Annotated in this window: 20 protein-coding genes; 9 read left to right on the top strand and 11 right to left on the bottom strand. The window is 53.5% G+C overall.

The window, feature by feature from the left end; translation table 11 throughout:
• Positions 1 to 19 precede the first annotated feature (19 nt).
• The 5 genes from ssuB to ssuE are packed head-to-tail and all read right to left on the bottom strand — an operon-like array spanning position 20 to position 4333.
• A complete protein-coding gene (gene ssuB / locus ACI2J2_RS09320) occupies positions 20 to 796 on the bottom strand; it encodes an aliphatic sulfonates ABC transporter ATP-binding protein (protein WP_404759933.1) in 777 nt (258 codons plus the stop codon).
• On the bottom strand, positions 793 to 1587 hold the full coding sequence (gene ssuC, locus ACI2J2_RS09315) for an aliphatic sulfonate ABC transporter permease SsuC (protein ID WP_404759932.1): 795 nt from the start codon (positions 1585 to 1587) through the stop codon (positions 793 to 795). Before ssuC ends, ssuB begins: the two co-directional genes overlap by 4 nt.
• A gap of 11 nt (positions 1588 to 1598) precedes the next feature.
• Positions 1599 to 2747 carry an FMNH2-dependent alkanesulfonate monooxygenase gene (gene ssuD, locus ACI2J2_RS09310; RefSeq protein ID WP_404759931.1) on the bottom strand — a complete coding sequence of 383 codons (1149 nt, stop codon included), beginning with the start codon at positions 2745 to 2747 and terminating at the stop codon, positions 1599 to 1601.
• A gap of 16 nt (positions 2748 to 2763) precedes the next feature.
• Complete coding sequence (locus ACI2J2_RS09305; protein ID WP_404759930.1) at positions 2764 to 3729, bottom strand: sulfonate ABC transporter substrate-binding protein; 966 nt, start codon at positions 3727 to 3729, stop codon at positions 2764 to 2766.
• Between the two features lie 25 nt (positions 3730 to 3754).
• Positions 3755 to 4333, bottom strand: coding sequence for an NADPH-dependent FMN reductase (gene ssuE / locus ACI2J2_RS09300; protein WP_404759929.1), 579 nt, complete (start codon positions 4331 to 4333; stop codon positions 3755 to 3757).
• A gap of 259 nt (positions 4334 to 4592) precedes the next feature.
• On the opposite strand from ssuE, the gene pyrD reads away from it, so the two are divergent.
• Positions 4593 to 5603, top strand: coding sequence for a quinone-dependent dihydroorotate dehydrogenase (gene pyrD / locus ACI2J2_RS09295; RefSeq protein ID WP_404760286.1), 1011 nt, complete (start codon positions 4593 to 4595; stop codon positions 5601 to 5603).
• A 173-nt stretch (positions 5604 to 5776) separates the two neighbouring features.
• Complete coding sequence (locus tag ACI2J2_RS09290) at positions 5777 to 6325, top strand: cell division protein ZapC (protein WP_044549587.1); 549 nt, start codon at positions 5777 to 5779, stop codon at positions 6323 to 6325.
• Between the two features lie 6 nt (positions 6326 to 6331).
• Here the strand turns inward: ACI2J2_RS09290 and ACI2J2_RS09285 are convergent, their stop codons facing one another.
• Complete coding sequence (locus ACI2J2_RS09285) at positions 6332 to 7435, bottom strand: YcbX family protein (RefSeq protein WP_209632591.1); 1104 nt, start codon at positions 7433 to 7435, stop codon at positions 6332 to 6334.
• A gap of 103 nt (positions 7436 to 7538) precedes the next feature.
• Between ACI2J2_RS09285 and rlmKL the strand changes: the two genes are divergently transcribed.
• From rlmKL to rmf, 6 genes are all read left to right on the top strand, one after another.
• Positions 7539 to 9659 (top strand): bifunctional 23S rRNA (guanine(2069)-N(7))-methyltransferase RlmK/23S rRNA (guanine(2445)-N(2))-methyltransferase RlmL, encoded by a 2121-nt coding sequence (gene rlmKL / locus ACI2J2_RS09280; protein WP_404760285.1) that lies wholly within the window; start codon positions 7539 to 7541, stop codon positions 9657 to 9659.
• A 5-nt stretch (positions 9660 to 9664) separates the two neighbouring features.
• Entirely contained in the window at positions 9665 to 11569 is a 1905-nt protein-coding gene (locus tag ACI2J2_RS09275) for an ABC transporter ATP-binding protein (protein WP_209632592.1), read from the top strand.
• A 74-nt stretch (positions 11570 to 11643) separates the two neighbouring features.
• Positions 11644 to 12960, top strand: a complete 1317-nt coding sequence (gene pqiA / locus ACI2J2_RS09270) for a membrane integrity-associated transporter subunit PqiA (RefSeq protein ID WP_404759928.1) — start codon at positions 11644 to 11646, stop codon at positions 12958 to 12960.
• Positions 12947 to 14593, top strand: a complete 1647-nt coding sequence (gene pqiB / locus ACI2J2_RS09265; RefSeq protein WP_209632594.1) for an intermembrane transport protein PqiB — start codon at positions 12947 to 12949, stop codon at positions 14591 to 14593. The genes pqiA and pqiB overlap by 14 nt, the downstream gene beginning before the upstream one ends.
• Positions 14590 to 15147, top strand: a complete 558-nt coding sequence (pqiC, locus tag ACI2J2_RS09260) for a membrane integrity-associated transporter subunit PqiC (RefSeq protein ID WP_265555132.1) — start codon at positions 14590 to 14592, stop codon at positions 15145 to 15147. The genes pqiB and pqiC overlap by 4 nt, the downstream gene beginning before the upstream one ends.
• A gap of 271 nt (positions 15148 to 15418) precedes the next feature.
• Entirely contained in the window at positions 15419 to 15589 is a 171-nt protein-coding gene (gene rmf / locus ACI2J2_RS09255) for a ribosome modulation factor (RefSeq protein WP_071827009.1), read from the top strand.
• Between the two features lie 64 nt (positions 15590 to 15653).
• Here the strand turns inward: rmf and fabF are convergent, their stop codons facing one another.
• The 4 genes from fabF to ACI2J2_RS09235 all read right to left on the bottom strand — a co-directional run bounded on the left by fabF (position 15654) and on the right by ACI2J2_RS09235 (position 19919).
• Entirely contained in the window at positions 15654 to 16928 is a 1275-nt protein-coding gene (gene fabF, locus ACI2J2_RS09250; protein ID WP_265555130.1) for a beta-ketoacyl-ACP synthase II, read from the bottom strand.
• Positions 16925 to 17452, bottom strand: coding sequence for a helix-turn-helix domain-containing protein (locus ACI2J2_RS09245; protein WP_209632597.1), 528 nt, complete (start codon positions 17450 to 17452; stop codon positions 16925 to 16927). The genes fabF and ACI2J2_RS09245 overlap by 4 nt, the downstream gene beginning before the upstream one ends.
• 128 nt (positions 17453 to 17580) lie before the next feature.
• Positions 17581 to 18099 (bottom strand): bifunctional 3-hydroxydecanoyl-ACP dehydratase/trans-2-decenoyl-ACP isomerase, encoded by a 519-nt coding sequence (gene fabA / locus ACI2J2_RS09240; RefSeq protein ID WP_012006178.1) that lies wholly within the window; start codon positions 18097 to 18099, stop codon positions 17581 to 17583.
• A gap of 68 nt (positions 18100 to 18167) precedes the next feature.
• A complete protein-coding gene (locus ACI2J2_RS09235; RefSeq protein ID WP_404759927.1) occupies positions 18168 to 19919 on the bottom strand; it encodes an AAA family ATPase in 1752 nt (583 codons plus the stop codon).
• A 209-nt stretch (positions 19920 to 20128) separates the two neighbouring features.
• Between ACI2J2_RS09235 and matP the strand changes: the two genes are divergently transcribed.
• Positions 20129 to 20587: a macrodomain Ter protein MatP gene (gene matP, locus ACI2J2_RS09230; protein WP_209632599.1), complete on the top strand. Its 459-nt coding sequence runs from the start codon at positions 20129 to 20131 to the stop codon at positions 20585 to 20587.
• Positions 20588 to 20682: 95 nt separating this feature from the next.
• Here the strand turns inward: matP and ompA are convergent, their stop codons facing one another.
• Entirely contained in the window at positions 20683 to 21765 is a 1083-nt protein-coding gene (gene ompA / locus ACI2J2_RS09225) for a porin OmpA (RefSeq protein ID WP_061807249.1), read from the bottom strand.
• Positions 21766 to 21957 lie beyond the last annotated feature (192 nt).

The raw sequence follows: 21957 nt of genomic DNA, 5'->3' as shown, positions 1-21957 counted from the left end.
GTCTAATGCCGTCTCTTGTCTAATTCGCGATACGTCGTGAAGTTTCAGCCAACGTTGAGGGCGGAGACAGCACTCTGTCCAACACTTCGGCCTCCAGTTCTGCCAATTTACGCGATCCTTTTCGGCGTGGTCGCGGCAGATCAATGGTCAAATCCAACCCGATGCGTCCTTCCTCAATTAAAATCACCCGATCTGCCAGCGCAATGGCCTCACTGACATCATGCGTCACCAATAGCACGGTGAAACCATGCTGTTGCCATAGCCCTTCGATCAGCCCCTGCATTTCAATCCGCGTTAACGCATCCAAGGCCCCCAAAGGTTCATCCAACAGCAACAGGCGTGGACGGTGGATCAGCGCACGTGCTAAAGCCACCCGCTGTTTTTGGCCGCCGGACAGTGCCGCGGGCCACTCATTGGCGCGATCGGCTAATCCCACTGCGTTCAATGCGTGTAACGCGTCTTCTCGCCACTGGCCCCGTAACCCGAGTCCGACGTTGTCGATCACCTTTTTCCAAGGCAGCAGGCGCGCATCCTGAAACATCAGACGTGTATCCTCTCTGGCGCTGGCGAGCGGTGCATTACCGCTCAGCAATGTGCCGCTGGTGGCTTTCTCCAGCCCGGCCATCAGACGTAACAGCGTGCTTTTTCCGCAGCCACTGCGACCGACGACGGCGACAAACTGGCCAGCGCTGATGCGCAACTGAATATTTTCTAGCACCGTGCGGTTGCCGTAGCGCTTGGCAATGGACTCCAGCGTGACCGGGGTACCTTGGGGAATACGGGCGGGAGCCGTCATAGCGCTTCTCCTTGTTTCAGTTGGTAGGCCGGATGCCAGCGTAACCAGACGCGTTCCAGCAGTTGTGCACTGACGTCAGCCAACTTGCCGAGTAAGGCATACAGCACAATGGCGACCACCACGACATCTGTCTGTAAGAATTCACGGGCATTCATCGCCAGATAGCCGATCCCCGAGTTGGCTGAAATGGTTTCCGCCACGATCAGCGTGAGCCACATAAAACCTAAGGCGAAACGAACGCCGACCATGATCGAAGGCAGAGCACCCGGTAAAACCACCTGGGTAAATAACTGGAAACCGCTCAGGCCATAGCTGCGCGCCATTTCAAGCAGGCCGCGATCGATATTCTTGATGCCGTGATAAGTGTTGAGATAGATAGGGAAGAGGGTGCCCAACGCGACCAGAAAGATCTTGGCGGACTCATCGATGCCAAACCACAAAATCACCAGCGGGATCAGCGCCAAATGCGGCACGTTGCGGATCATCTGCACGGAACTGTCCAGCAGGCGTTCGCCCCAGCGTGACAGGCCGGTAATAAAACCCAGCACAAGCCCAATGCTGCCGCCGATGCTAAAGCCGATCAGTGCACGCCAGCTGCTGATTGTCAGGTGTTGCCACAGCTCACCGCTTTTGGTCAGCGTCCAAAAGGCGGTAACGACGGCGCTTGGTGCCGGCAGAATGCGGTTCGACAGCCAGCCCGCCTCAACGGAGATTTGCCAGATAACCACCAGCGCTATCGGCAATGCCCAAGGGGCGAGACGATGCAAGATACGTTGTGTGCCGTTTGCCATAGTGCGGCTCCTCAGCTTTGCGACGCTTTTTGCGGAATATAGATATTGGCCACCACTTCTCCCTGCGCTTTGACCGGTCGGCGTTGAGTGGGCGCTTCGTTTTCAACCAGGTCAAGATGGGGGAACAGCAGTTCACCTACGCGGTAGGCTTCTTCCAAATGGGGATAACCGGACAAGATAAAGGTATCGATACCCAGGTCAGCATATTCCTGCATACGTGCCGCCACCGTCGGACCATCACCAACCAGTGCGGTACCGGCTCCGCCGCGCACCAGGCCAACGCCGGCCCACAGATTGGGACTGATCTCCAGATGGTCTTTCTTGCCGCCGTGCAATGCCGCCATGCGTTGTTGTCCAACGGAGTCAAATCGGGCAAAAGCCTTCTGTGCGTCGGCAATCGTCTTCTCATCGAGATTGGCGATTAACCGATCGGCGGCCCGCCAGGCTTCTTCTGTGGTTTCACGTACGATCACGTGCAGGCGTATACCAAAACGGACCTTGCGGCCTTTGGCTGCCGCTTTGGCACGCACCTCGGCGATCTTTTCTTTAACCTGCGCCGGAGGCTCACCCCAGGTGAGGTACATTTCAACCTGCTCGGCTGCCAGATCCTGCGCGGCGGCGGAAGAACCGCCAAAATAGAGCGGTGGGCGTGGCTGTTGTACCGGTGGGTACAGCAGTTTTGCGCCCTTCACCTGAATATGTTTACCGTTGAAATCGACGGTTTCGCCTTCCAGCACCTTGCGCCAGACGTGGGTGAACTCTGCGGAGGCCTCATAACGCTCTTCGTGATTTAAATGCAGGCCCTCCGCCGCCAATTCCTCAGGATCGCCGCCGGTAACCAGGTTAAAGAGTGCACGGCCATTGGAGAGGCGATCCAGCGTCGCAGCCTGACGCGCTGCCAGCGTGGGTGAAATGATGCCGGGTCGTAACGCCACCAGGAACTTCAACCGTTGAGTGACCGGGATCAGTGACGCTGCCACCAGCCAAGAGTCCTCGCATGAACGGCCGGTCGGGATCAATACACCACCGAAACCCAGTCGGTCAGCTGCTTGGGCGATTTGCTGTAAATAGCCGTAATCGACACTGCGGGCACCTTCAGTACTGCCCAGATAGTGGCCGTCACCATGAGTGGGTAAAAACCAGAATACGTTCAGGCTCATTGTAGGTTCTCCTAAATTATTGTGCGCTTGGGTGCCAGATGCGCTGAGAAATGTCGACTTTCACGGGCACCAAATGATTGGCATAAAACAGATCGGCAGTTTGCTGCTGAGCGGCAATGGTGTGTGCGTCCAAATGCTTAATCGACGTTGGCGGGCGGTGATCCAGATAGGCGGAGATCACTTTCTCCGGCAGGCCCATCGCGTTTGCCAACAGTGTGACGCTTTGCGCCCGATCGCTGCGGGTCAGTGCATCGGCCTGTGTCAGTACATCGAGCACGTGTTGAATGAACGGCCCGTTAGCTTCGGCATAAGGGCGCACGGCAAGGTAGAACGATCCGGTTTGATTAAGGTCGGTACCGTCACCCAGTACTCGCACGCCACCCTGCAACAAGGCAGCGGAATAGTACGGATCCCAAATGGTCCAGGCATCGACGTTACCTTGTTGGAAGGCGGCGCGGGCATCAGCAGGGGTCAGATAGATAGGCTGAATATCGGTGAATTTCAGCCCTGCTTTTTGTAGTGAGCGCAACAGCAAATTGTGGGAGCTGGAACCCTTCTGAAAAGCGACTTTGCGGCCCTTCAGATCCGCGACGGTTTTGATTGGGCTGTTTTCCGGCACCAGGATCACCTCCGCCTTGGGCTTTGGTGGTTCCACACCGACATACAGCAGGTCTGCACCGGCGGCCTGGGCGAATATCGGTGGAATATCCCCCGTACTGCCTAAATCGATGCTGCCCACGTTCAGCGCTTCGAGCATTTGCGGACCGGCGGGGAATTCGATCCAACTGATTTTGGTATGGGGAAACCGTTGTTCCAACAGGTTGTGGGACTTAGCCAATACCAGGCTAATCGATCCTTTTTGGTAGCCGATGCGGAATTGTGCCGGATCCTGAGCGTTGGCCGTATTGATCCACGCCAGTGAGATAATGCCTGCCAATGCGCTGGTACCCAGCCAACGTCCCAGAGAAGAAAGTCGTTTCATGCGTATTTCCTTATATGCTGTGCTGTCAGGCGGTTTGGCGTGCAAGCAGGGTCGGGGAGATCTTTACCCTTGGGGGTTTACGGCGACCGAGGGCCAGATAAAAGCTTTCCAAGGCCTCCTCCAATCGGGCTGCCAGGTTCTCGGACAGGGTGACCTTTTCACCGTCCAGCACGATCTGGCTGTCATCGGCAAACACCCCGTGCAACACCTCCTGAGCTTTCAATGCCGCCAGCACGGGTTTTAAGGCGTAATCCACTGCCAACATATGGCCAATGGAACCGCCGGTGGCTAGGGGCAATACCACCTTATGGTCCAGCGCGCGTTCGGGCAGCAGGTCCAGCAGTGTTTTCAGCGCCCCGGAAAATGATGCTTTATACACTGGCGTAGAGACCAGCAGGCCATCAGCCTGCGCCAGTTGCTCAGTGAAGGCTTTGATTGCGGGGCTGTTAAAGTTGGCATACAGCAAATCTTCGGCGTCAAAGTCGTGCAGGGTGTAGGCGATCACTTCCACGCCTTGCTGTTGTAACCAACTTTTACTCAGGGAAAGCAGTGCCGCTGATCGTGATGGGATACGAGGACTGCCGGCCAGTGATATAACGCGCATTGCCACTCCTTATAACTAAAAGTTAGGTTTAATGAGTAAATTATCGAGAAGTGTTTTAAAGCTATCAGCAAAAGGGCGGGTTACTTAAATCTCATTTTTTGATTTTGATATGCGCAAATACGGATTGGCGGTGATTTGAACCTTGGCGAGGGAAAACGGTTGCGTAAAAAACGCTTTTTTTGCTTTTAATCAATTCCAATTGGGCAGGGGATACCGGATAATACGCCCCCGGTTTGCAACCGGGAAATCAGGAGAGTACATGTACTACCCCCTCATCAGAAAAGCGCTGTTCCAGCTCGATCCCGAGCATGCGCATGAATTGACTTTTCAACAGCTTCGCCGTGTTACCGGCACCCCGTTAGAATTCCTTATTCGTCAGGCAGTGCCGACCAAGCCGGTAAGCTGCATGGGGCTCTCTTTTAAAAACCCATTGGGTTTGGCCGCCGGTCTGGATAAAGACGGTGAATGTATCGATGCCTTCGGTGCTATGGGTTTTGGCTTTGTCGAAGTCGGGACTGTGACGCCGCGCCCGCAGTCGGGGAATGATAAACCGCGTCTGTTCCGCGTTGTGGAAGCTGAAGGGTTGATCAACCGCATGGGCTTTAATAACCAGGGTGTTGATAATCTGGTTGAAAACGTTAAGAAATCTCATTTCGGCGGTATTCTGGGGATTAATATTGGCAAGAATAAAGATACCCCGGTTGAGCAAGGAAAAGACGATTATCTGATCTGTATGGATAAAGTGTATCCGTATGCCGGTTATATCGCGATCAACATTTCGTCACCCAATACTCCGGGATTACGTTCTTTACAGTACGGAGACGCGTTGGACGATCTTCTGGCCGCGATTAAAAATAAGCAGCAGGAATTGCATGCGCGCCATCACAAATATGTGCCAGTCGCTGTTAAGATCGCACCGGATCTTTCTGAAGAAGAATTGATCCAAATAGCCGACAGTTTGGTTCGCCATAATATCGATGGTGTGATCGCGACCAATACCACCTTGGATCGAAAATTGATCCAGGGGCTGAATTATTGCGAGCAAATGGGGGGACTAAGTGGTCGTCCATTACAAGCGAGCAGCACCGACGTGATCCGCCGTTTGTCACACGAATTGCAAGGGCGTTTGCCGATCATTGGTGTTGGCGGAATTGATTCCCTGATGGCGGCACGTGAAAAAATGGCAGCTGGGGCTTCCTTGGTGCAAATTTATTCCGGATTTATCTTCAAAGGTCCGCGCCTGATTAAAGATATCGTTAACTACATCTAATATTTTTCCTTTCATTTTCGGCCGGGGGTTTATTTCTTCTCCCGGCTCGTCTATATTTTGTCCACTAGCATAAATATCGTTCGCGGAATTATCCGATGTTTAAGCGATTTTAGCGGTGATAAAATCACCTTTTAGGTAAATACAGCGTGGCATGGGCAGCAGAAGGATAAGAGATGAAGATAAAACCTGACGATAATTGGCGTTGGTATTTTGACGCCGAGCACGATCGGCTAATGCTGGATTTAGCTAATGGTATGATCTTTCGTTCGCGTTTCCCTGCCAAAATGTTAACGCCTGATGCTTTCGATGAATGCTCTTTTTGCGTGGATGATGCGGCGCTTTATTTTAATTATGAAGAGCAGTGTAAACAGATAAAACTCAGCCACGAGCAACGTGCAGAACTGGTATTAAATGCCCTGGTGGCTTATCGGTTCTTGAAACCCTTGATGCCGAAAAGCTGGCATTTTTCTCAGCAACATTATCCGTTGCAACCCAAGAATGGTGAGCTTGCGGCGGTGAAGGTGATGGAAAGCGGCGTTGAAGCCCGCCTGCTGGTGGTAGAAGCCGGCGATAACGCCAGCCTGTGCTTGCTGGCACAAAACCAACTTTCAGTTGCAGGTCGTACCATGGTCCTGGGCGATGCCATCAAAGTCATGCACGATAGACTTAAACCCTGTGCGCAGGATGAGGCCTCAGCCCCGGCTTACGACAGGGCGGTATAAGGCCGATTACGCCAGCGTCAGATCGCTTTTTGGAATACAGCTGCAGCAGAGAATGGTGCCATTGTTGGCTACTGCGCTTTTCTTCAGCGGTGCCACTTCGCCACTTACCAAGGTGATGCGACAGCTCCCGCAAATGCCCGCACGGCATGAATAAGGCACGCGGAGCCCTTGCTGTTCCAACTGCTCCAACAAAATCTGCTGATTATTGCCGGTAAACACCTTTCCTTCGTATTCAATGGTAACGCTGTGCGCACTGTCCTGCGGTGCCTGAAGGCTTTCAACGACTTTACCCGCGCCATAAGGGCGTGCAGGTTTAGTGGACAAGACTTCCACCGTATCGCCAACGCGGATAATACCGCTGTTGCGCGCCACCATATTTTGGCCAAAATCGACATCGCCGTTGTCAGCAGTGCGGAATTTCTGCAGGGTGCTGAGTGGTTCACCGCTCGGATGCTTACGGCCGCGTTCGGTGCTAACGGTAGTCAGTACACAGCGGCTGCAGGGTTTTACCAGATCAAACATGACGTCACCGACGCGGATCACCTGCCAACCATCTTCTGCCCACGCACTGGCACCCGTCACCACGAGATTGGGGCGGAATTGCTCCAGTTTGATACTACCTGGGCAGCGCTGTTGCAAATCGTTGAATGAGGCTTCGTTAATCAGCAGATAAGGGTAACCGTCGGCGAAGGAAAGGGGGATTTCCGGGTGCTTTTTAACGCGACGGGTGAGTTCTGGGCCGAGCCAGCGCAGCTGCACGTCGCGCTGAAAGTAACCGCTTAGCCAATCGTTAATGGGCTGCGGTGCAATCAAGGCGGTGAAATGGTTGCCCCAGACCTCTGTCGGCTGTGCCTCGGGGGCGAAATCACTGAAGCGGATGGCGGCGCTTTCGCCGTCCGGCGCGGTCAGGAACAGCCCATCGGGGAGCAGTGCTGGAGTGAACATCACCATCTGCGGATATTGGCGCGCCGTAATAAAGGTGCCATCCGGTTCGGTGATCATAAAAGTGCGATCAAAAGCCAGACCGCTACTGGAAACTTGCGCGTGAGAAAGCTGCAAACCACGAAGCGATTTCACCGGATGAACGTAGAGTTTCGAAAGCGTAATCACCCTTATCCCCGTGCGATTATTAAATAGAAGGGAGCAACTTTATGACAAGCGGTCTGGATTAGCTATAATGCGCAACAATTTTCTTTTTGGTGATAAGTACGATATGAACTCTCTGTTTGCCAGCACGGCGCGTGGACTGGAAGAACTGTTAAAAAGCGAACTGGAAGCGCTGGGCGCTCACGCCTGTAAAGTAGTGCAGGGTGGGGTACATTTTCAGGGTGACGATCGTCTTCTGTACCAAAGCTTGCTGTGGAGCCGTCTGGCCTCACGTATTTTGCTGCCGCTGAATGAATTCCGTGTGCACAGCGATCTGGATCTGTATCTGGGCGTACAGGCGATTGACTGGACGAACATTTTTGGCGTGGATAAAACCTTTGCCGTTCACTTCAGTGGCGTTAACGAAGAGATCCGCAACAGTCAGTACGGCGCGTTGAAAGTTAAAGACGCCATTGTCGACAGCTTTACCCGCAAGATGGATCAGCGTCCAACGGTTGCCAAGCAACAGCCGGACATTCGCGTCAACGTGTTCCTGCAGCGCGATATGGCCAGCGTAGCGCTCGATCTGAGTGGTGAGGGCCTGCATCAGCGTGGTTACCGCGACCTTACCGGCCAGGCACCGCTAAAAGAAAGCCTGGCGGCGGCGATTGTCCAGCGTTCCGGCTGGCAGCCAGGTACCCCGATGCTGGATCCCATGTGCGGTTCAGGCACGTTGTTGATCGAAGCGGCCATGATAGCTTCGGATCGTGCACCAGGCCTACACCGCCAGCACTGGGGCTTTACCGCCTGGAATGGCCACAACGCCGATCTGTGGCGCGAAGTGATCACCGAAGCGCAGGTGCGTGCACGTCGCGGTTTGCAGGAAACCACTTCGCGTTTCTTTGGTTCTGACATTGATCGCCGGGTGATAGAAATGGCCCGCGGAAATGCCCGTCGTGCCGGCGTTGCTGAACTGATCACCTTTAACGTCAACGACGTTGCCAAACTGACCAACCCGTTGCCGGAAGGCCCGACGGGCACCGTGATTTGCAACCCGCCTTACGGTGAGCGCCTGGAAAGCGAACCGGCACTGATCGCCTTGCATAATATGCTGGGTCGGATCATGAAGAGCGCGTTCGGTGGCTGGCAGTTATCCCTGTTCAGCGCTTCGCCAGAGCTGCTGAGCTGTTTGCAGTTGCGTGCTGAGCGCCAGTTCAAGGCTAAAAACGGCCCGTTGGACTGCGTACAGAAAAATTACCAACTGGCGGAAAATCCACAGGGTACTGGTGGTGTGCAGGTAGCGGAAGATTTTGCTAACCGTCTGCGCAAGAACTTGAAGAAGCTCGATAAGTGGGCCAAACAGCAGGGTATTGAGTGTTATCGCTTGTATGATGCTGACTTGCCGGACTATAACGTGGCCGTGGATCGCTACGGCAGCAAGGTCGTGGTGCAGGAGTACGCACCGCCAAAAACGATCGATGCGCAGAAAGCTCGTCAGCGTCTGTTCGATGTGATCAACGCCACGCTGGCAGTGCTGGAGCTGCCTTCCAATCAGTTGATCCTCAAAACTCGCGAACGTCAGAAGGGCAAGAATCAGTACGAAAAACTGGCGCAGAAGGGCGAGTTCCTGCTGGTGGAAGAGTTTAACGCCAAACTGTGGGTTAATTTGACTGACTATCTCGATACCGGGTTGTTCCTTGACCACCGTATCGCCCGCCGCATGCTGGGTGAAATGAGCAAAGGCAAAGACTTCCTCAACCTGTTTGCTTATACCGGCACTGCCAGTGTGCATGCCGGTCTGGGCGGTGCGCGCAGCACCACCACGGTGGATATGTCGCGTACCTATCTGGAATGGGCCGAGAAAAACCTGCGGGTTAACGGTCTGACTGGCAAACAGCACAGATTGATCCATGCAGACTGCCTGTCATGGCTACAAAATGCCGACGAACAATTCGACGTGATCTTTATCGATCCGCCGACCTTCTCCAACTCCAAGCGGATGGAGAATACCTTTGACGTTCAGCGCGACCACCTGGTGCTGATGCAAGATTTGAAACGGTTACTGCGTCGTAACGGGACCATTATGTTCTCGAATAACAAACGCGGTTTCCAGATGGATATGGCCGGCCTGAGCGCATTGGGTCTGGAGGCGAAAGAAATTACCGCCCAGACTCAGTCACAGGATTTTGCCCGTAACCGTCAAATTCATAACTGCTGGCTGGTTACCCATGCCGGCGAAGGAAAATAATTACTATGTCGTTAATTAGCATGTCCGGTGCCTGGTTGTCCTTCAGCGATGCACCGCTTTTAGATAACACCGAAATTCATATTGAAGACAACGAACGCGTTTGTCTGGTTGGGCGCAATGGCGCCGGTAAGTCCACGCTGCTGAAGATCCTCGGTAAAGAAATTCCGTTGGATGACGGCCGGGTGATTTATGAGCAAGATCTGATTGTGGCGCGTCTGCAGCAGGATCCACCGCGCAATATCGGTGGCACAGTCTTCGACTTTGTGGCGGAAGGCGTGGCCGAACAGGCGGAACACCTGAAAGCGTATCATGCGATCTCGCATTTGGTGGAAACCGATCCAAGCGAAAAGAACCTGACGCGCATGGCGCAGATTATGGAGATCCTCGATCACCAGGGTCTGTGGCAGCTCGACAGCCGTATCAGCGAAGTGCTGTTGCAGTTGGGTCTGAACGGCGATGCAGAGCTTTCTTCTCTCTCCGGCGGTTGGTTGCGTAAAGCGGCGCTGGGCCGCGCACTGGTGAGCTCCCCGCGCGTGCTGTTGCTTGATGAACCGACCAACCACCTGGATATTACAACGATTGACTGGCTGGAAGGGTTCTTGAAGGAATTCCAGGGCAGCATCGTGTTCATTTCCCACGACCGTTCCTTTATCCGTAATATGGCAACGCGCATTGTCGATCTCGATCGCGGCAAGCTGGTGTCCTGGCCGGGTAACTACGATTTATACCTGCTGAGCAAAGAAGAAGCGCTGCGAGTGGAAGAGCTGCAAAACGCAGAATTCGACCGTAAGCTGGCGCAGGAAGAGGTGTGGATTCGTCAAGGCATCAAAGCGCGCCGCACCCGTAACGAAGGCCGTGTACGTGCACTGAAGGCATTGCGTAACGAGCGTTCGGAACGCCGTGAAGTCATGGGCACCGCCAAGATGCAGGTGGAAGAGGCTGTACGCTCTGGCAAGATCGTGTTTGAGATGGAAAACGTTAACTATCAGGTCGGCGGTAAAGTGCTGGTGCGTGATTTCTCTGCGCAGGTACAGCGTGGTGACAAAATTGCGTTAGTCGGCCCAAATGGCTGCGGTAAAACGACGCTGCTGAAACTGATGCTGGGCCAGTTGAAAGCCGACAGTGGTCGCGTGCATTGCGGCACCAAGCTGGAAGTCGCTTACTTCGACCAACACCGTGCCGAACTGGATCCGGAACGTACGGTGATGGACAACCTGGCAGAAGGCAAGCAGGAAGTGATGGTCAACGGCCGTTCCCGTCACGTGCTGGGCTATTTACAGGACTTCTTGTTCCACCCGAAACGCGCGATGACACCGGTGAAAGCCTTGTCAGGTGGGGAGCGTAATCGCCTGTTGCTGGCCAAGTTGTTCCTGAAACCAAGTAACTTATTGATTCTCGATGAACCAACCAACGATCTTGACGTCGAAACGCTGGAGTTGCTGGAAGAGCTGATCGACGGTTATCAAGGCACCGTGCTGTTGGTGAGCCACGATCGTCAATTCGTTGATAACTCCGTGACCGAGTGCTGGATCTTTGAAGGTAACGGTGTGATCAGCACCTTTGTCGGCGGTTACTACGACGCACACCACCAACGTGCGACGGCAAAACCGATCCGTCAGGTAGCGGCCGAGCAGAACAAGCCGGCGGCGGAAAAAAAGGCTGAACAGTCGAAGAAACCTGCCGTTAAACTGAGCTATAACTTGTTACGTGAGCTGGAACAGTTACCGCAGCGTCTTGAACAGTTGGAAACGGAAATTACAGCGTTGCAAGCGCAAATGAGCGATGCGGACTTCTTCACGCGTCCCCACAGTGAAACACAGCAGGTACTGACGGCACTGGCCGCAGCCGAAGGGGCGCTGGAAGAGGCGTTTGCCCGCTGGGAAGAGCTGGAAGCGATGAAAAACGGCTAACCGCTGAGAATACCGCCCGCGCGCTGCTGCGGGCGGTATTGCCGTACCGGTGAGCTACGTTGTTAAGGAGGATTATGGTGTGTTCCCACGAGAATCACGAGCAGCACAGCCACGCAACGCACGTACAACAGCAACAGGACAACCTGATGCTGTGTCCGCAGTGCGACATGCTGGTGGCATTGCCGCCGCTGGCCTATGGTTCAAAAGCGGTATGCCCGCGTTGTAAAACGACGCTCAGCTCCCGCTGGGATGAACCGCGTAAGCGGCCGATCGGCTACGCCCTCAGTGCATTGTTCATGCTGTTGCTGGCGAATATTTTCCCTTTTATTAATATGCGTGTTGCCGGTCTCGGTAACGAAATCAAACTGATCCAGATCCCGCAGGTGATGGTGGCGGAAGACTACGCCAGCATGGCAACGCTGTTTATGGTGTTCGTTCAACTAATCCCGGCATTTTGCATGGTGGCGATCATTCTTTTGTGTGCCAGGGTACCTATTCCTATCGGCCTGAAAGAGTGGATGGCCAAACTGCTGTTCCAGTTTAAAACCTGGTGCATGGTGGAGATTTTTCTGGCCGGGGTGCTGATCAGCTTCGTTAAGCTGATGGCCTACGGTGATATTGGCGTAGGCAGCAGCTTTGTGCCTTATTGCCTGTTTTGCCTGTTGCAGGTGCGAGCTTTCCAGTGCGTCGACCGCCGCTGGTTATGGAATGATATTGAACCGGCGCCGCGACACGATCGTCCCATGACGGTAGGCCGTATCGGATTGCGCCAGGGCTTGCGTTCGTGCCAATGCTGCACGGCGATCTTGCCGGCGGAACTGACCCGCTGCCCACGGTGCCATACCAAGGGCTACGTTCGCCGTCGTCACAGCCTGCAATGGACGTTGGCACTGCTTGTCACCTCGATCATGCTGTATCTTCCGGCGAATTTGCTGCCTATCATGGTCACTGAGGCGCTGGGTAATAAAATTACCTCAACCATTATGGCTGGGGTGATCCTGCTGTGGGGAGAAGGCTCTTATCCGGTGGCGATGGTGATCTTCATTGCCAGCATCATGGTACCCTCATTGAAAATGTTGGCGATTGGCTGGCTGTGTTGGGATGCCAACGGCAGGCATAAGCCCCGGGCCGATAGCGAACGGATGCACCTGATTTATGAAGTGGTTGAATTCGTTGGCCGCTGGTCAATGATCGACGTGTTTGTGATTGCCGTACTCTCGGCATTGGTACGGATGGGACAATTGATGAGTATTTACCCGGCTACTGGCGCGCTGTTGTTCGCCATGGTGGTGATCCTCACTATGTTTGCTGCCATGACGTTTGATCCCCGCCTGACGTGGGATCGCGTAAATGAAACGATAAAAAAGGAGCCGCAAGGTGACGGAAAATAATCATAACGTCGCGGACGTTGAAAAGATCAAGCGCTGGTCGCCGGTGTGGATTATCCCCATCGTCACTGCGCTGATCGGCGCCTGGATCCTGTTCTACCATTTTAGCCACCAAGGCCCGGTCGTGACATTGGTCACCACCACCGCAGAAGGGCTGGAGGCAGGGAAAACGAAAATAAAAAGCCGCAGTGTCGACGTCGGTATTGTGGAGACGGTCACGCTGAGCGAAGACTTGAGCAAGGTTGTGGTCGAGGCGCGCCTTAATTCCGGTATGGAAAAACTGTTGCGCCAGGACTCGGCTTTCTGGGTCGTGAAGCCACAGATTGGCCGCGGGGGGGTTTCCGGTCTGGGCACGTTGCTTTCCGGTGCCTATATCGAGCTGCAACCGGGCAATAAAGGCAAAGCAGGCAAGAGTGACTATCAACTGTTGGATGCACCGCCATTGGCGTCTCCAGATGCCAAAGGGCTGCGCATCATACTGGACAGTGAAAAATCGGGTCAGTTGAATGCCGGTGACCCCGTGCTGTTCCGCGGTTACCGTGTCGGCTCGGTAGAGACCAGCTATTTTGATCCGAAAATGCGTGCCATGCGTTATCAGCTGTTTGTCTCCGCACCTTATGATCAACTTGTGACCAGCAATGTTCGCTTCTGGAAAGACAGCGGCGTGGCCTTTGACATGTCCGCGCAGGGCATGCGAGTAGAAATGGGCTCATTGGCGACCTTGTTCAGCGGCGGCGTCAGCTTTGACGTGCCGGACGGCTGGGATCGCGGTGAGCAGGCGAAAGAGAAGACGGAATATCAGCTGTTCGATAACCAACGCAGCATCCAGGATTCGCTGTACACCGTACACAAAGATTACCTGATGTTCTTCTCCGATTCGATTCGCGGCCTGCAGCCGGGTGCGCCGGTCGAGTTCCGCGGCATCCGTTTGGGTACCGTGGCGCAGGTGCCATTCTATAAAGAAGGCATGATGCAACGACTGGATAACGATTACCGTATTCCGGTGCTGATCAGGATCGAACCGGATCGCTTCCAGAAACAGCTGGGTGGCAATTTCGATATTGAAGGGCATCTGAAAGATGCTGAAGCTCGTGGGATGCGCGCCGCGTTGAAGTCAGCCAACCTGCTGACCGGTTCACTGTATATCGATCTTGATTTCTACCCGCAAGAAAAAGCCTGGAAAGGGCCGCGCGAGCTGTTCGGTTACCCACTGATGCCGACCACCAGCGGCGGTCTGGCGCAGATCCAACAGAAACTGATGCAGACGTTGGATAAGATCAACGCGATGCCGTTAAATCCGATGATCAATGAGGCGACCAAAACGCTGGCGGAAAGCCAGAAGACCATGAAGTCGACACAGCAGACCATGCAATCGCTGAACGACATCATTGCCAGCAAAGAAATGAAGGCGCTGCCGCAGGATATGCAGAAAACGCTGCAGGAACTGAATCGCAGCATGAAAGGCTTCCAGCCAGGTTCACCGGCCTACAACAAGATGGTCGGCGATATGCAGCGTCTCGATCAGGTGTTGCGCGAACTGCAACCCGTGCTGCGTACCCTGAACGAAAAGAGCAACGCGCTGGTATTTGAAGCCGCGGGCAGTAATGATCCTCAGCCGAAGAAGGCCAATAAATGATGAAATGGATTCCGGTAGCCCTGGCGCTGTTGCTCAGCGCCTGTAGCAGTACGCCACAGAAAACCTACTATCAACTGCCGGCATTGGGTACGCCGGCGCAGGTCAGCGGGGGAGCGACGTCGCGCCAACTGTGGCTGGAGCATGTAAGCGTAGCGGACTATTTGGCACAAAGTGGTGTGGTTTACCAAACCAATGATGTGCAGTACGTGATCGCCCAGAACAACCTCTGGGCCAGTCCGCTTGACCAACAGTTGCAGCAGACATTGGTGACTAACTTGAGCAGCGCGATGCCAGGCTGGGTCGTATCTTCTCAGCCGATGAGCAGCGATCAGGACGTACTTAACGTCAACGTTAGCGGTTTCCATGGGCGTTTTGATGGCAAGGCGATTATTCGCGGCGAGTGGGTGCTGAACCATCAAGGTCAACTGACCAAACGACCGTTCAACCTGGAACTGAAGCAGGGTGAAGACGGCTACGATGCACTTGTGCGAACGCTGGCACAAGGGTGGCAGCAAGAAGCACAGGACATTGCTGCCCAGGCCGGTCGTTTTTAGTCATAATTTGTACTAAAAGAGTCTAATCCCTCCCAACGTGAAATTTTACATTTACAAGTTGGGAGGGATTTTTGTTTTATTTCAATGCATTAACTTATTTTTGGCATATCAGCCACTTAGCAAATTCTACGTGTGTAGTTCACAAATATGACATTGGCGTGAATTTTGCGCATTGATCTTCCCGTCATTTAGCGCTATTGGTTAAACGTGGCTGCGCAAAAAGCAGCCATTGTTTTCTTTCCACCAGACCAAAAAATGAGGGAAACGAGGCATGAAGAGACAGAAACGCGATCGTCTGGAAAGGGCGCATTCGAGAGGTTATCAAGCAGGTATTTTAGGGCGTTCCAGGGAATATTGTCCCTACCAATCATCGGTGGACGCCCGGTCTCAGTGGCTGGGAGGTTGGCGAGAAGCCATGGAAGACAGGGCTGTGACCGCTTAAGCGGCTCCCTGTCAAAAAAAGGAACAACCTCCGCCAAGCGCGGAGGTTTTTGTTTCAGGTACTATTACCCTTGCCAACGTTTCAGCAAAATACTGGCATTCACACCGCCAAAACCAAAGCCGTTCGACAGCGCGTAGGTCATGGCCATTGGTTCCGCTTTCTTCGCTACCAGATGTAACCCCGCAGCAGCCGGGTCTGGGTTGTCCAAATTCAGCGTGGCTGGTGCAATCTGATCGCGGAGTGCCAGCGCGGTAAAAATAGTCTCTAATCCACCAGCAGCACCCAATAAATGACCCGTTGCAGATTTGGTCGAGGTGACGGCTATACCGCCATCTGTACCGAACAGATGTTTAATGGCGTTAATTTCCCCTAAGTCCCCCACTGGCGTGGATGTTGCGTGCGCGTTCAGGTGTTGTACCTGTTCTGGCGTTACGCCTGCTTGCTTGAGGGCAATCTTCATTGCGCGGTAGGCACCGTCGCCATCTTCGGCTCCAGAGGTCATGTGATAGGCGTCTGCACTGGTGCCGTAGCCAACAATTTCCGCCAACGGGGTCGCTCCCCGAGCCAGCGCATGTTCCAGTGTTTCAATCACCAGCATGCCGGCACCTTCCCCCATAACAAAACCGTTACGTTCGCTATCAAAAGGTCGTGAAGCCGTCACTGCAGTATCTGCCGGCGCTGTAGACATGGCACGCGCTGCCGCAAAGCCACCCAGACTTACCGTGTCGATTGCGGCTTCTGTACCGCCACACAGCGCGATATCGGCTTCATCGTTACGAATCATACGGACAGCATCGCCAATGGCTTGTACGCCCGCTGCACAGGCTGTCACAGGGGCGCCGATCGGGCCTTTGAACTGGTGTTTAATTGAAACGTGACCCGCTGCCAGGTTCACCAGGAAAGAAGGAATGGTGAAAGGCGACAAGCGTTTGGCACCTCGGCTGTCGGTGGTGCGTACCGCCTGGGCGATGGCTGGGAAACCACCAATGCCGGAGGCGATCACCGTTGCAGTGCGTTCCTGCTTATCTTCGGTGTCTGCTACCCAGCTTGCTTGTTGAATAGCCTCATCTGCGGCTGCCATGGCGAGGAGAATGAAGCGATCCATTTTCTTTTGATCTTTTGGCGCAACAGAACGATCGGGATCGAAGCCAGCCTCGGCATCTTGTTCTAACGAAGGTACCTGGCCACCGACTTTCACTTGCAGGTCAGCAACGATTTCTTCCGGTAATGGGCGAATGCCAGACTGACCCTTCAGCAGACGCTGCCAGATAGCCTCTACGCCGCATCCCAATGGCGAAACGGCACCCATGCCGGTAATGACTATACGACGAGTGTTCATAGTGACTCCTTGGATGATTCTGGGGGGAATGCAGAAAGGTTCTGCTGCATCAGGGCTGCGCGTTGGCGCATACCTTCTGTCGCCGCAGGCCCTGGTGCCAAAGTAATATTATGCAGCGCAACAGGCTGCTGGGTGATGCTGTCGATCAGTTGTACACGTATCGGTTGTCCTGTACGGCGATCGACCAATTCTGCGCTAATACCGTCTTCGGCCAAGTGGGTGTTACCCCAGTGAAACAGCGCAGCAAGCACGGGAAAAAAATCGTTGCCACGCTCGGTGAGCAGATACTCATAGCGAACGGGCCGTGTTTGATAGCGCTGTTTATACAAAATACCGCTTTCCACCAGGCCCTTTAGACGGCGAGTCAATATCGTGGGCGAAAGCCCAAGGCTTTGTTGGAATTCATCAAAGCGGGATAAGCCATGAAACGCATCGCGAAGTATCAGGATACTCCACCATTCGCCGACACGATCCAGAGAGCGGGCTACCGGGCATGGCATGTTATCAAAACGGGTCTTTTGCATGGCACACCTCTCAGTAACTACAATAATTGTAGTCACTATTTGGCCGTTATAAATGTGCGTATATGAAGGCACAACATAATCACGGCGGGAAAATAAACGGCGACCGGGAAGGGCCGCCGTGACTGCGGTTAGAACGCAGCAGTGTCCTTGAACAGGCCCACTTTCAGATCGCTTGCGGTGTAAATGACCTGGCCGTCGACCAGAACTTCACCATCAGCGACACCCATAATCAGTTTACGGATGATCACGCGTTTGAAGTTAATGCGGTAGGTCACTTTCTTCGCGGTTGGCAGCACCTGGCCGGTGAATTTAACTTCACCCACGCCCAGTGCACGGCCTTTACCTTCACCACCCAACCAGCCGAGGTAGAAGCCGACCAATTGCCACATGGCATCCAGACCCAGGCAGCCCGGCATCACCGGATCGCCGATAAAGTGGCAACCAAAGAACCATAGGTCCGGATTGATATCCAGTTCCGCTTCCACATAACCCTTGTTGTGCGTACCACCGTCTTCGGTCATTTTGACCACGCGGTCCATCATCAACATGTTACCTGCCGGCAACGGTGGGCCACCAGCGCCAAACAGCTCGCCACGGCCGGATGCTTCGAGGTCTTCTTTCGTATAGGAGTCGCGTTTTTCTACCATGTTCTCAGTAAACCTTATTTTATTGAAGGGCGCAGATTAGCTTACACGTGTACGCTGAACAAGTCCGATCAGCCGTGGTTGAACCAGTTAAGCCAGCGAAGCGGCCATGGCCAGCGCCGACGCTCCTGCGGATTCACCTGTGCAATCCGTTCCTGAATGGCAGCTAATAGATTCGGCTGCTGTTCATCAGAGTAGGGGTAACCGGTGAGTAATGGCAAGGCCTCCGCGGCGCTATCGACAGCCCACAGATGGAATTGGCCTTCGCGTACCGCATCGACCACATCCTGGCGTAGACACAGATGGCGCACGTTGGTTGCGGGCAGGATTATGCCCTGTTTACCCGTCAAACCACGACGTTGGCAAACTTCAAAAAAGCCTTCGATCTTCTCGTTGACGCCGCCGATGGGCTGTACATTACCGAATTGGTCTACAGAACCGGTAACCGCAATTTGCTGTGTGATCGGCTGCAGTGACAGTGCGCTGATCAGTGCACTCAATTCAGCGAGTGATGCGCTGTCGCCATCGACTTCACCGTAAGATTGCTCAAAGACGATTGACGCGGAGAAGGGCAGAGGTTGGTCTAGTTCAAGTTCTGAAATCAGAAACGCCTGCATAATCATCATGCCTTTGGCATGAAGATTACCGCCAAGCTCAGCCTTACGCTCGACGTCGGTGAATTCGCCATCGCCAAGGTGGACGACACAGCTGATGCGAGAGGGCTCACCGAAACTGCGTGGATGACCTGGATACTCTAATACCGACAGGCCATTGATCTGACCGATGACTTCGCCTTCCGTCTCAATCAGGATTTGGCCCAGCTCAATTTCATCCTGCATGCGTTCGGCAAGGTAGCTTTCACGCCACTCACGCGCATTTAACGCGGCCTCAAACGCTTTGGCGGTGATGCTTTCTTCTTCGGCATACAGTGCCGCTTCAGAAAGCTGCTGGACGAGCCACAGCGGGGATAGTGGCAAGTTACCCTGATCGCCACTGTAACGTACCGCCTGTATCATCAGAGGGTACCAGGCATCGGCTGCCAAAGGCGGTAGTTGCTTTTCATCAATCAGTGCATTGACGTAGCCACACCATTGAACCATGTCATCAACTTCGGTGAGTTGCAGATCTTCTTCGTATTCACCGTAGACTGCCTGTTCGCTCAGTTCCGGCTCAATATCATGGAAATCGGCAAGACCGTGACGATCTCCGACCACGATCAACCGCAACTCCAGCGGCATCACTGGAATAGTGATTGGTAAAGGACGCGTTTCATCTGGGGAAACCCAGTGGAACTGACGTTGGGTGATCATCTGCTTCAAACGCAACCACAGCAGCGGCTGGGCTAGCAGGGCACGTGCCGACAGGATCAGCACACCGCCATTGGCCTGATGCACCAGACCGGGTTGCAGGCTGATTTCGCCATTGTGGATCCTGACGCAGCCAAACAACTGTTCTGGTTCAACCCACTCCTGAAATACGCAGGCGCCCCCGGCGGAAAATGGCTCATCACCGCGGCTGGCAGGTTCTACACTTACCTTGCCACCTTGGATCACATAGTGACTGCCCTTGAACGCCATATTGTTAGGTTGCAGTTGCTCAACCGCATGGGCGATCAGCGCCAAATACTCACGCGTCTCCTGCGCTTTCAACAGCATGAAACGCGGTGGCGATTGTGGATGGCAAAACAGCGTCAGTGCATTTTCCAGACGTGGCTGAATAGAGGCAAAGGACACGGGAGCCAACTGCGCGGCGGTATCAAATATCGCTTGATAAGGCGTAACGTCCGGCAACAGTGATTGCCATTCAAGTCGGTTATTGGTCAAAGTGTTAGATGCAATCGTCAAAAAGGGAAAGGGCGATTATACAAGAATAACGGCAGCTTGATACATGCAGAGTAGAAGTTGGTGTCAGGGAGTTTGACATCACGAGGCGACTGTGCAAAAAACAGTCTAAAAGAGGGCGCAATTGCCAGGGAAATTCGGCGCAAAGCTGTTATGCTTAATAAAGTTACGCGGTCACTGAAGAGTTCACGATGAAATATCAGCAACTGGAAAATCTGGAGAGCGGTTGGAAATGGAAGTACCTGGTGAAAAAGCACCGGGAAGGGGAAGCTATTACCCGTCACATTGAAAACAGCGTTGCTCAGGAAGCCATTGACGAGCTGCTTAAACTGGAAAATGAGCCGGTAAAAGTGCTTACGTGGATTAGCCGCCACATGAATCCGGAATTGGATAACCGGATGAAGCAAACAATCCGCGCACGACGTAAACGTCATTTTAACGCAGAACATCAACACACGCGTAAAAAATCCATCGATCTGGAATTTTTAGTTTGGCAACGTCTTGCCGCACTTGCCCGTCGCAGAGGGGTAACATTGTCAGAGACAGTGGTACAGCTGATTGAAGATGCGGAACGTAAAGAGAAATATGCGAGCCAGATGTCGCTTTTGAAGCAGGATCTAAAAGCTATTCTTGGTAAAGACGACGAATAACTTGATAACCCGCGAGAGCATTGTTATTGCTAATCTCACGTGTTCTGGACGAAAAAAAACCCCGCAATGCGGGGTTTTTTACTAAGAGCGGTAGCTTAGCCTTGTGGCTGAGTTACAACGTCTTTGATACCTTTAACTTCGATCTCTACGCGACGATCTGGTGCCAGGCAATCGATCTGTGCTTTGGTAGCACGGCCAGCTTTGTAGCCACAGGTGTTACCAGTGACGGAATCAGCTTTGCCCATACCACGTGCAGAGATTTTGTCTGAAGGAATACCTTTAGATACCAGGTAATCAACAACGCTTTGTGCACGTTTTTCAGACAGTTTCTGGTTGTATTGCTCTGAACCAACTGCGTCGGTGTAACCCAGAACTACAACAGAGCCATCTTTAGGATCCATAGAGCTCAGCTGAGTGTACAGCTGGTCCAGAGCCTGTTGGCCTTGTGCTTTCAGAGTAGATTTGTTGAAGTTGAACAGCACGTCAGACTTCAGAGTGAAACGCTTGGTTTCAACAACTGGAGCTGGAGCTGGTGCTGGAGCAACTGGAGCAACAACATCATCCTGACCGAAACGGTAAGAAACACCCAGGCTCAGCATGGTGTTGTCTGGACGAGCGCCGACAGTACCTGCATCACCGATGTTGCTAACGAATTGGTAGTCCAGGCGGGTAGCCCAGTTTTTGGTCAGTGCGTATTCAACACCAACAGCTGCCAATGGAGAAACGCCAGTGTCGTGATCGCTCAGACGTTGGCCAGTTGCACCGTAGTTAGCTTTGGAGTCTGCACGCCATACCATGCCGCCCAGACGAGTGTAGATGTCCAGATCGTCCATGATTGGGTAGCTCAGTTTAGCGGCCAGTTGAACGCCCTGCGCTTTGAAAGCACCGTTGTTCACGCTGCCTTTGTAAGGCATACGGCCAAGCCAGTCATAGCCCAGCTCGAAGCCCAGGTATTGGTTCGCCTGGTAACCCAGGAACGCGCCAGCACCCAGTTGATCTTTATGGGTCGGACCATTGCCGATACCATTCTGGTAACCGTTGCCGTAGAAACCAGTGTCATGGTACTGGGACCAGCCCAGTTTAGCACCAGTGTACCAGGTATTATCTTTTGGGGCGGCTTGCGCTACGGTAGCGAAACCAGCCAGTGCCACTGCTAATGCGATAGCTGTCTTTTTCATTTTGCGCCTCGTTATCATCCAAATAGGCAATGAGCTTTAAAGCTGTTTTAAGCCCTTGGTTAAATTCCTTCGCCAAGGTTTGAGCCCTCGTTTGTTACTCGGCCAGTTTATCTGGCGTTATAGAGCAACCTTGGCGATGTAAAGTCTACAACGTGGCGCGAAAGTTACAAGTGTGATGTGATAAAGCTCTAA

The sequence above is a fragment of the Serratia sp. NPDC087055 genome, from assembly GCF_044900985.1.
GTDB lineage: Bacteria > Pseudomonadota > Gammaproteobacteria > Enterobacterales > Enterobacteriaceae > Serratia.
The sequence above is the reverse complement of the archived record's forward strand: the minus strand, read 5'-3'. Positions and strand labels throughout refer to the sequence as shown.

Bases quoted from the DNA above. Each gene is read 5' to 3' on its own strand.
- ssuC (WP_404759932.1), bottom strand. From the start codon at position 1,587: ATGGCAAACGGCACACAACGTATCTTGCATCGTCTCGCCCCTTGGGCA.
- fabF (WP_265555130.1), bottom strand. From the start codon at position 16,928: ATGAACACTCGTCGTATAGTCATTACCGGCATGGGTGCCGTTTCGCCA.
- rlmKL (WP_404760285.1), top strand. From the start codon at position 7,539: ATGAACTCTCTGTTTGCCAGCACGGCGCGTGGACTGGAAGAACTGTTA.
- ACI2J2_RS09290 (WP_044549587.1), top strand. From the start codon at position 5,777: ATGAAGATAAAACCTGACGATAATTGGCGTTGGTATTTTGACGCCGAG.
- rmf (WP_071827009.1), top strand. From the start codon at position 15,419: ATGAAGAGACAGAAACGCGATCGTCTGGAAAGGGCGCATTCGAGAGGT.
- ssuB (WP_404759933.1), bottom strand. From the start codon at position 796: ATGACGGCTCCCGCCCGTATTCCCCAAGGTACCCCGGTCACGCTGGAG.
- ACI2J2_RS09245 (WP_209632597.1), bottom strand. From the start codon at position 17,452: ATGCAAAAGACCCGTTTTGATAACATGCCATGCCCGGTAGCCCGCTCT.
- pqiA (WP_404759928.1), top strand. From the start codon at position 11,644: ATGGTGTGTTCCCACGAGAATCACGAGCAGCACAGCCACGCAACGCAC.
- pqiC (WP_265555132.1), top strand. From the start codon at position 14,590: ATGATGAAATGGATTCCGGTAGCCCTGGCGCTGTTGCTCAGCGCCTGT.
- ssuD (WP_404759931.1), bottom strand. From the start codon at position 2,747: ATGAGCCTGAACGTATTCTGGTTTTTACCCACTCATGGTGACGGCCAC.
- matP (WP_209632599.1), top strand. From the start codon at position 20,129: ATGAAATATCAGCAACTGGAAAATCTGGAGAGCGGTTGGAAATGGAAG.
- ACI2J2_RS09275 (WP_209632592.1), top strand. From the start codon at position 9,665: ATGTCGTTAATTAGCATGTCCGGTGCCTGGTTGTCCTTCAGCGATGCA.
- pyrD (WP_404760286.1), top strand. From the start codon at position 4,593: ATGTACTACCCCCTCATCAGAAAAGCGCTGTTCCAGCTCGATCCCGAG.
- ACI2J2_RS09305 (WP_404759930.1), bottom strand. From the start codon at position 3,729: ATGAAACGACTTTCTTCTCTGGGACGTTGGCTGGGTACCAGCGCATTG.
- ompA (WP_061807249.1), bottom strand. From the start codon at position 21,765: ATGAAAAAGACAGCTATCGCATTAGCAGTGGCACTGGCTGGTTTCGCT.
- ssuE (WP_404759929.1), bottom strand. From the start codon at position 4,333: ATGCGCGTTATATCACTGGCCGGCAGTCCTCGTATCCCATCACGATCA.
- fabA (WP_012006178.1), bottom strand. From the start codon at position 18,099: ATGGTAGAAAAACGCGACTCCTATACGAAAGAAGACCTCGAAGCATCC.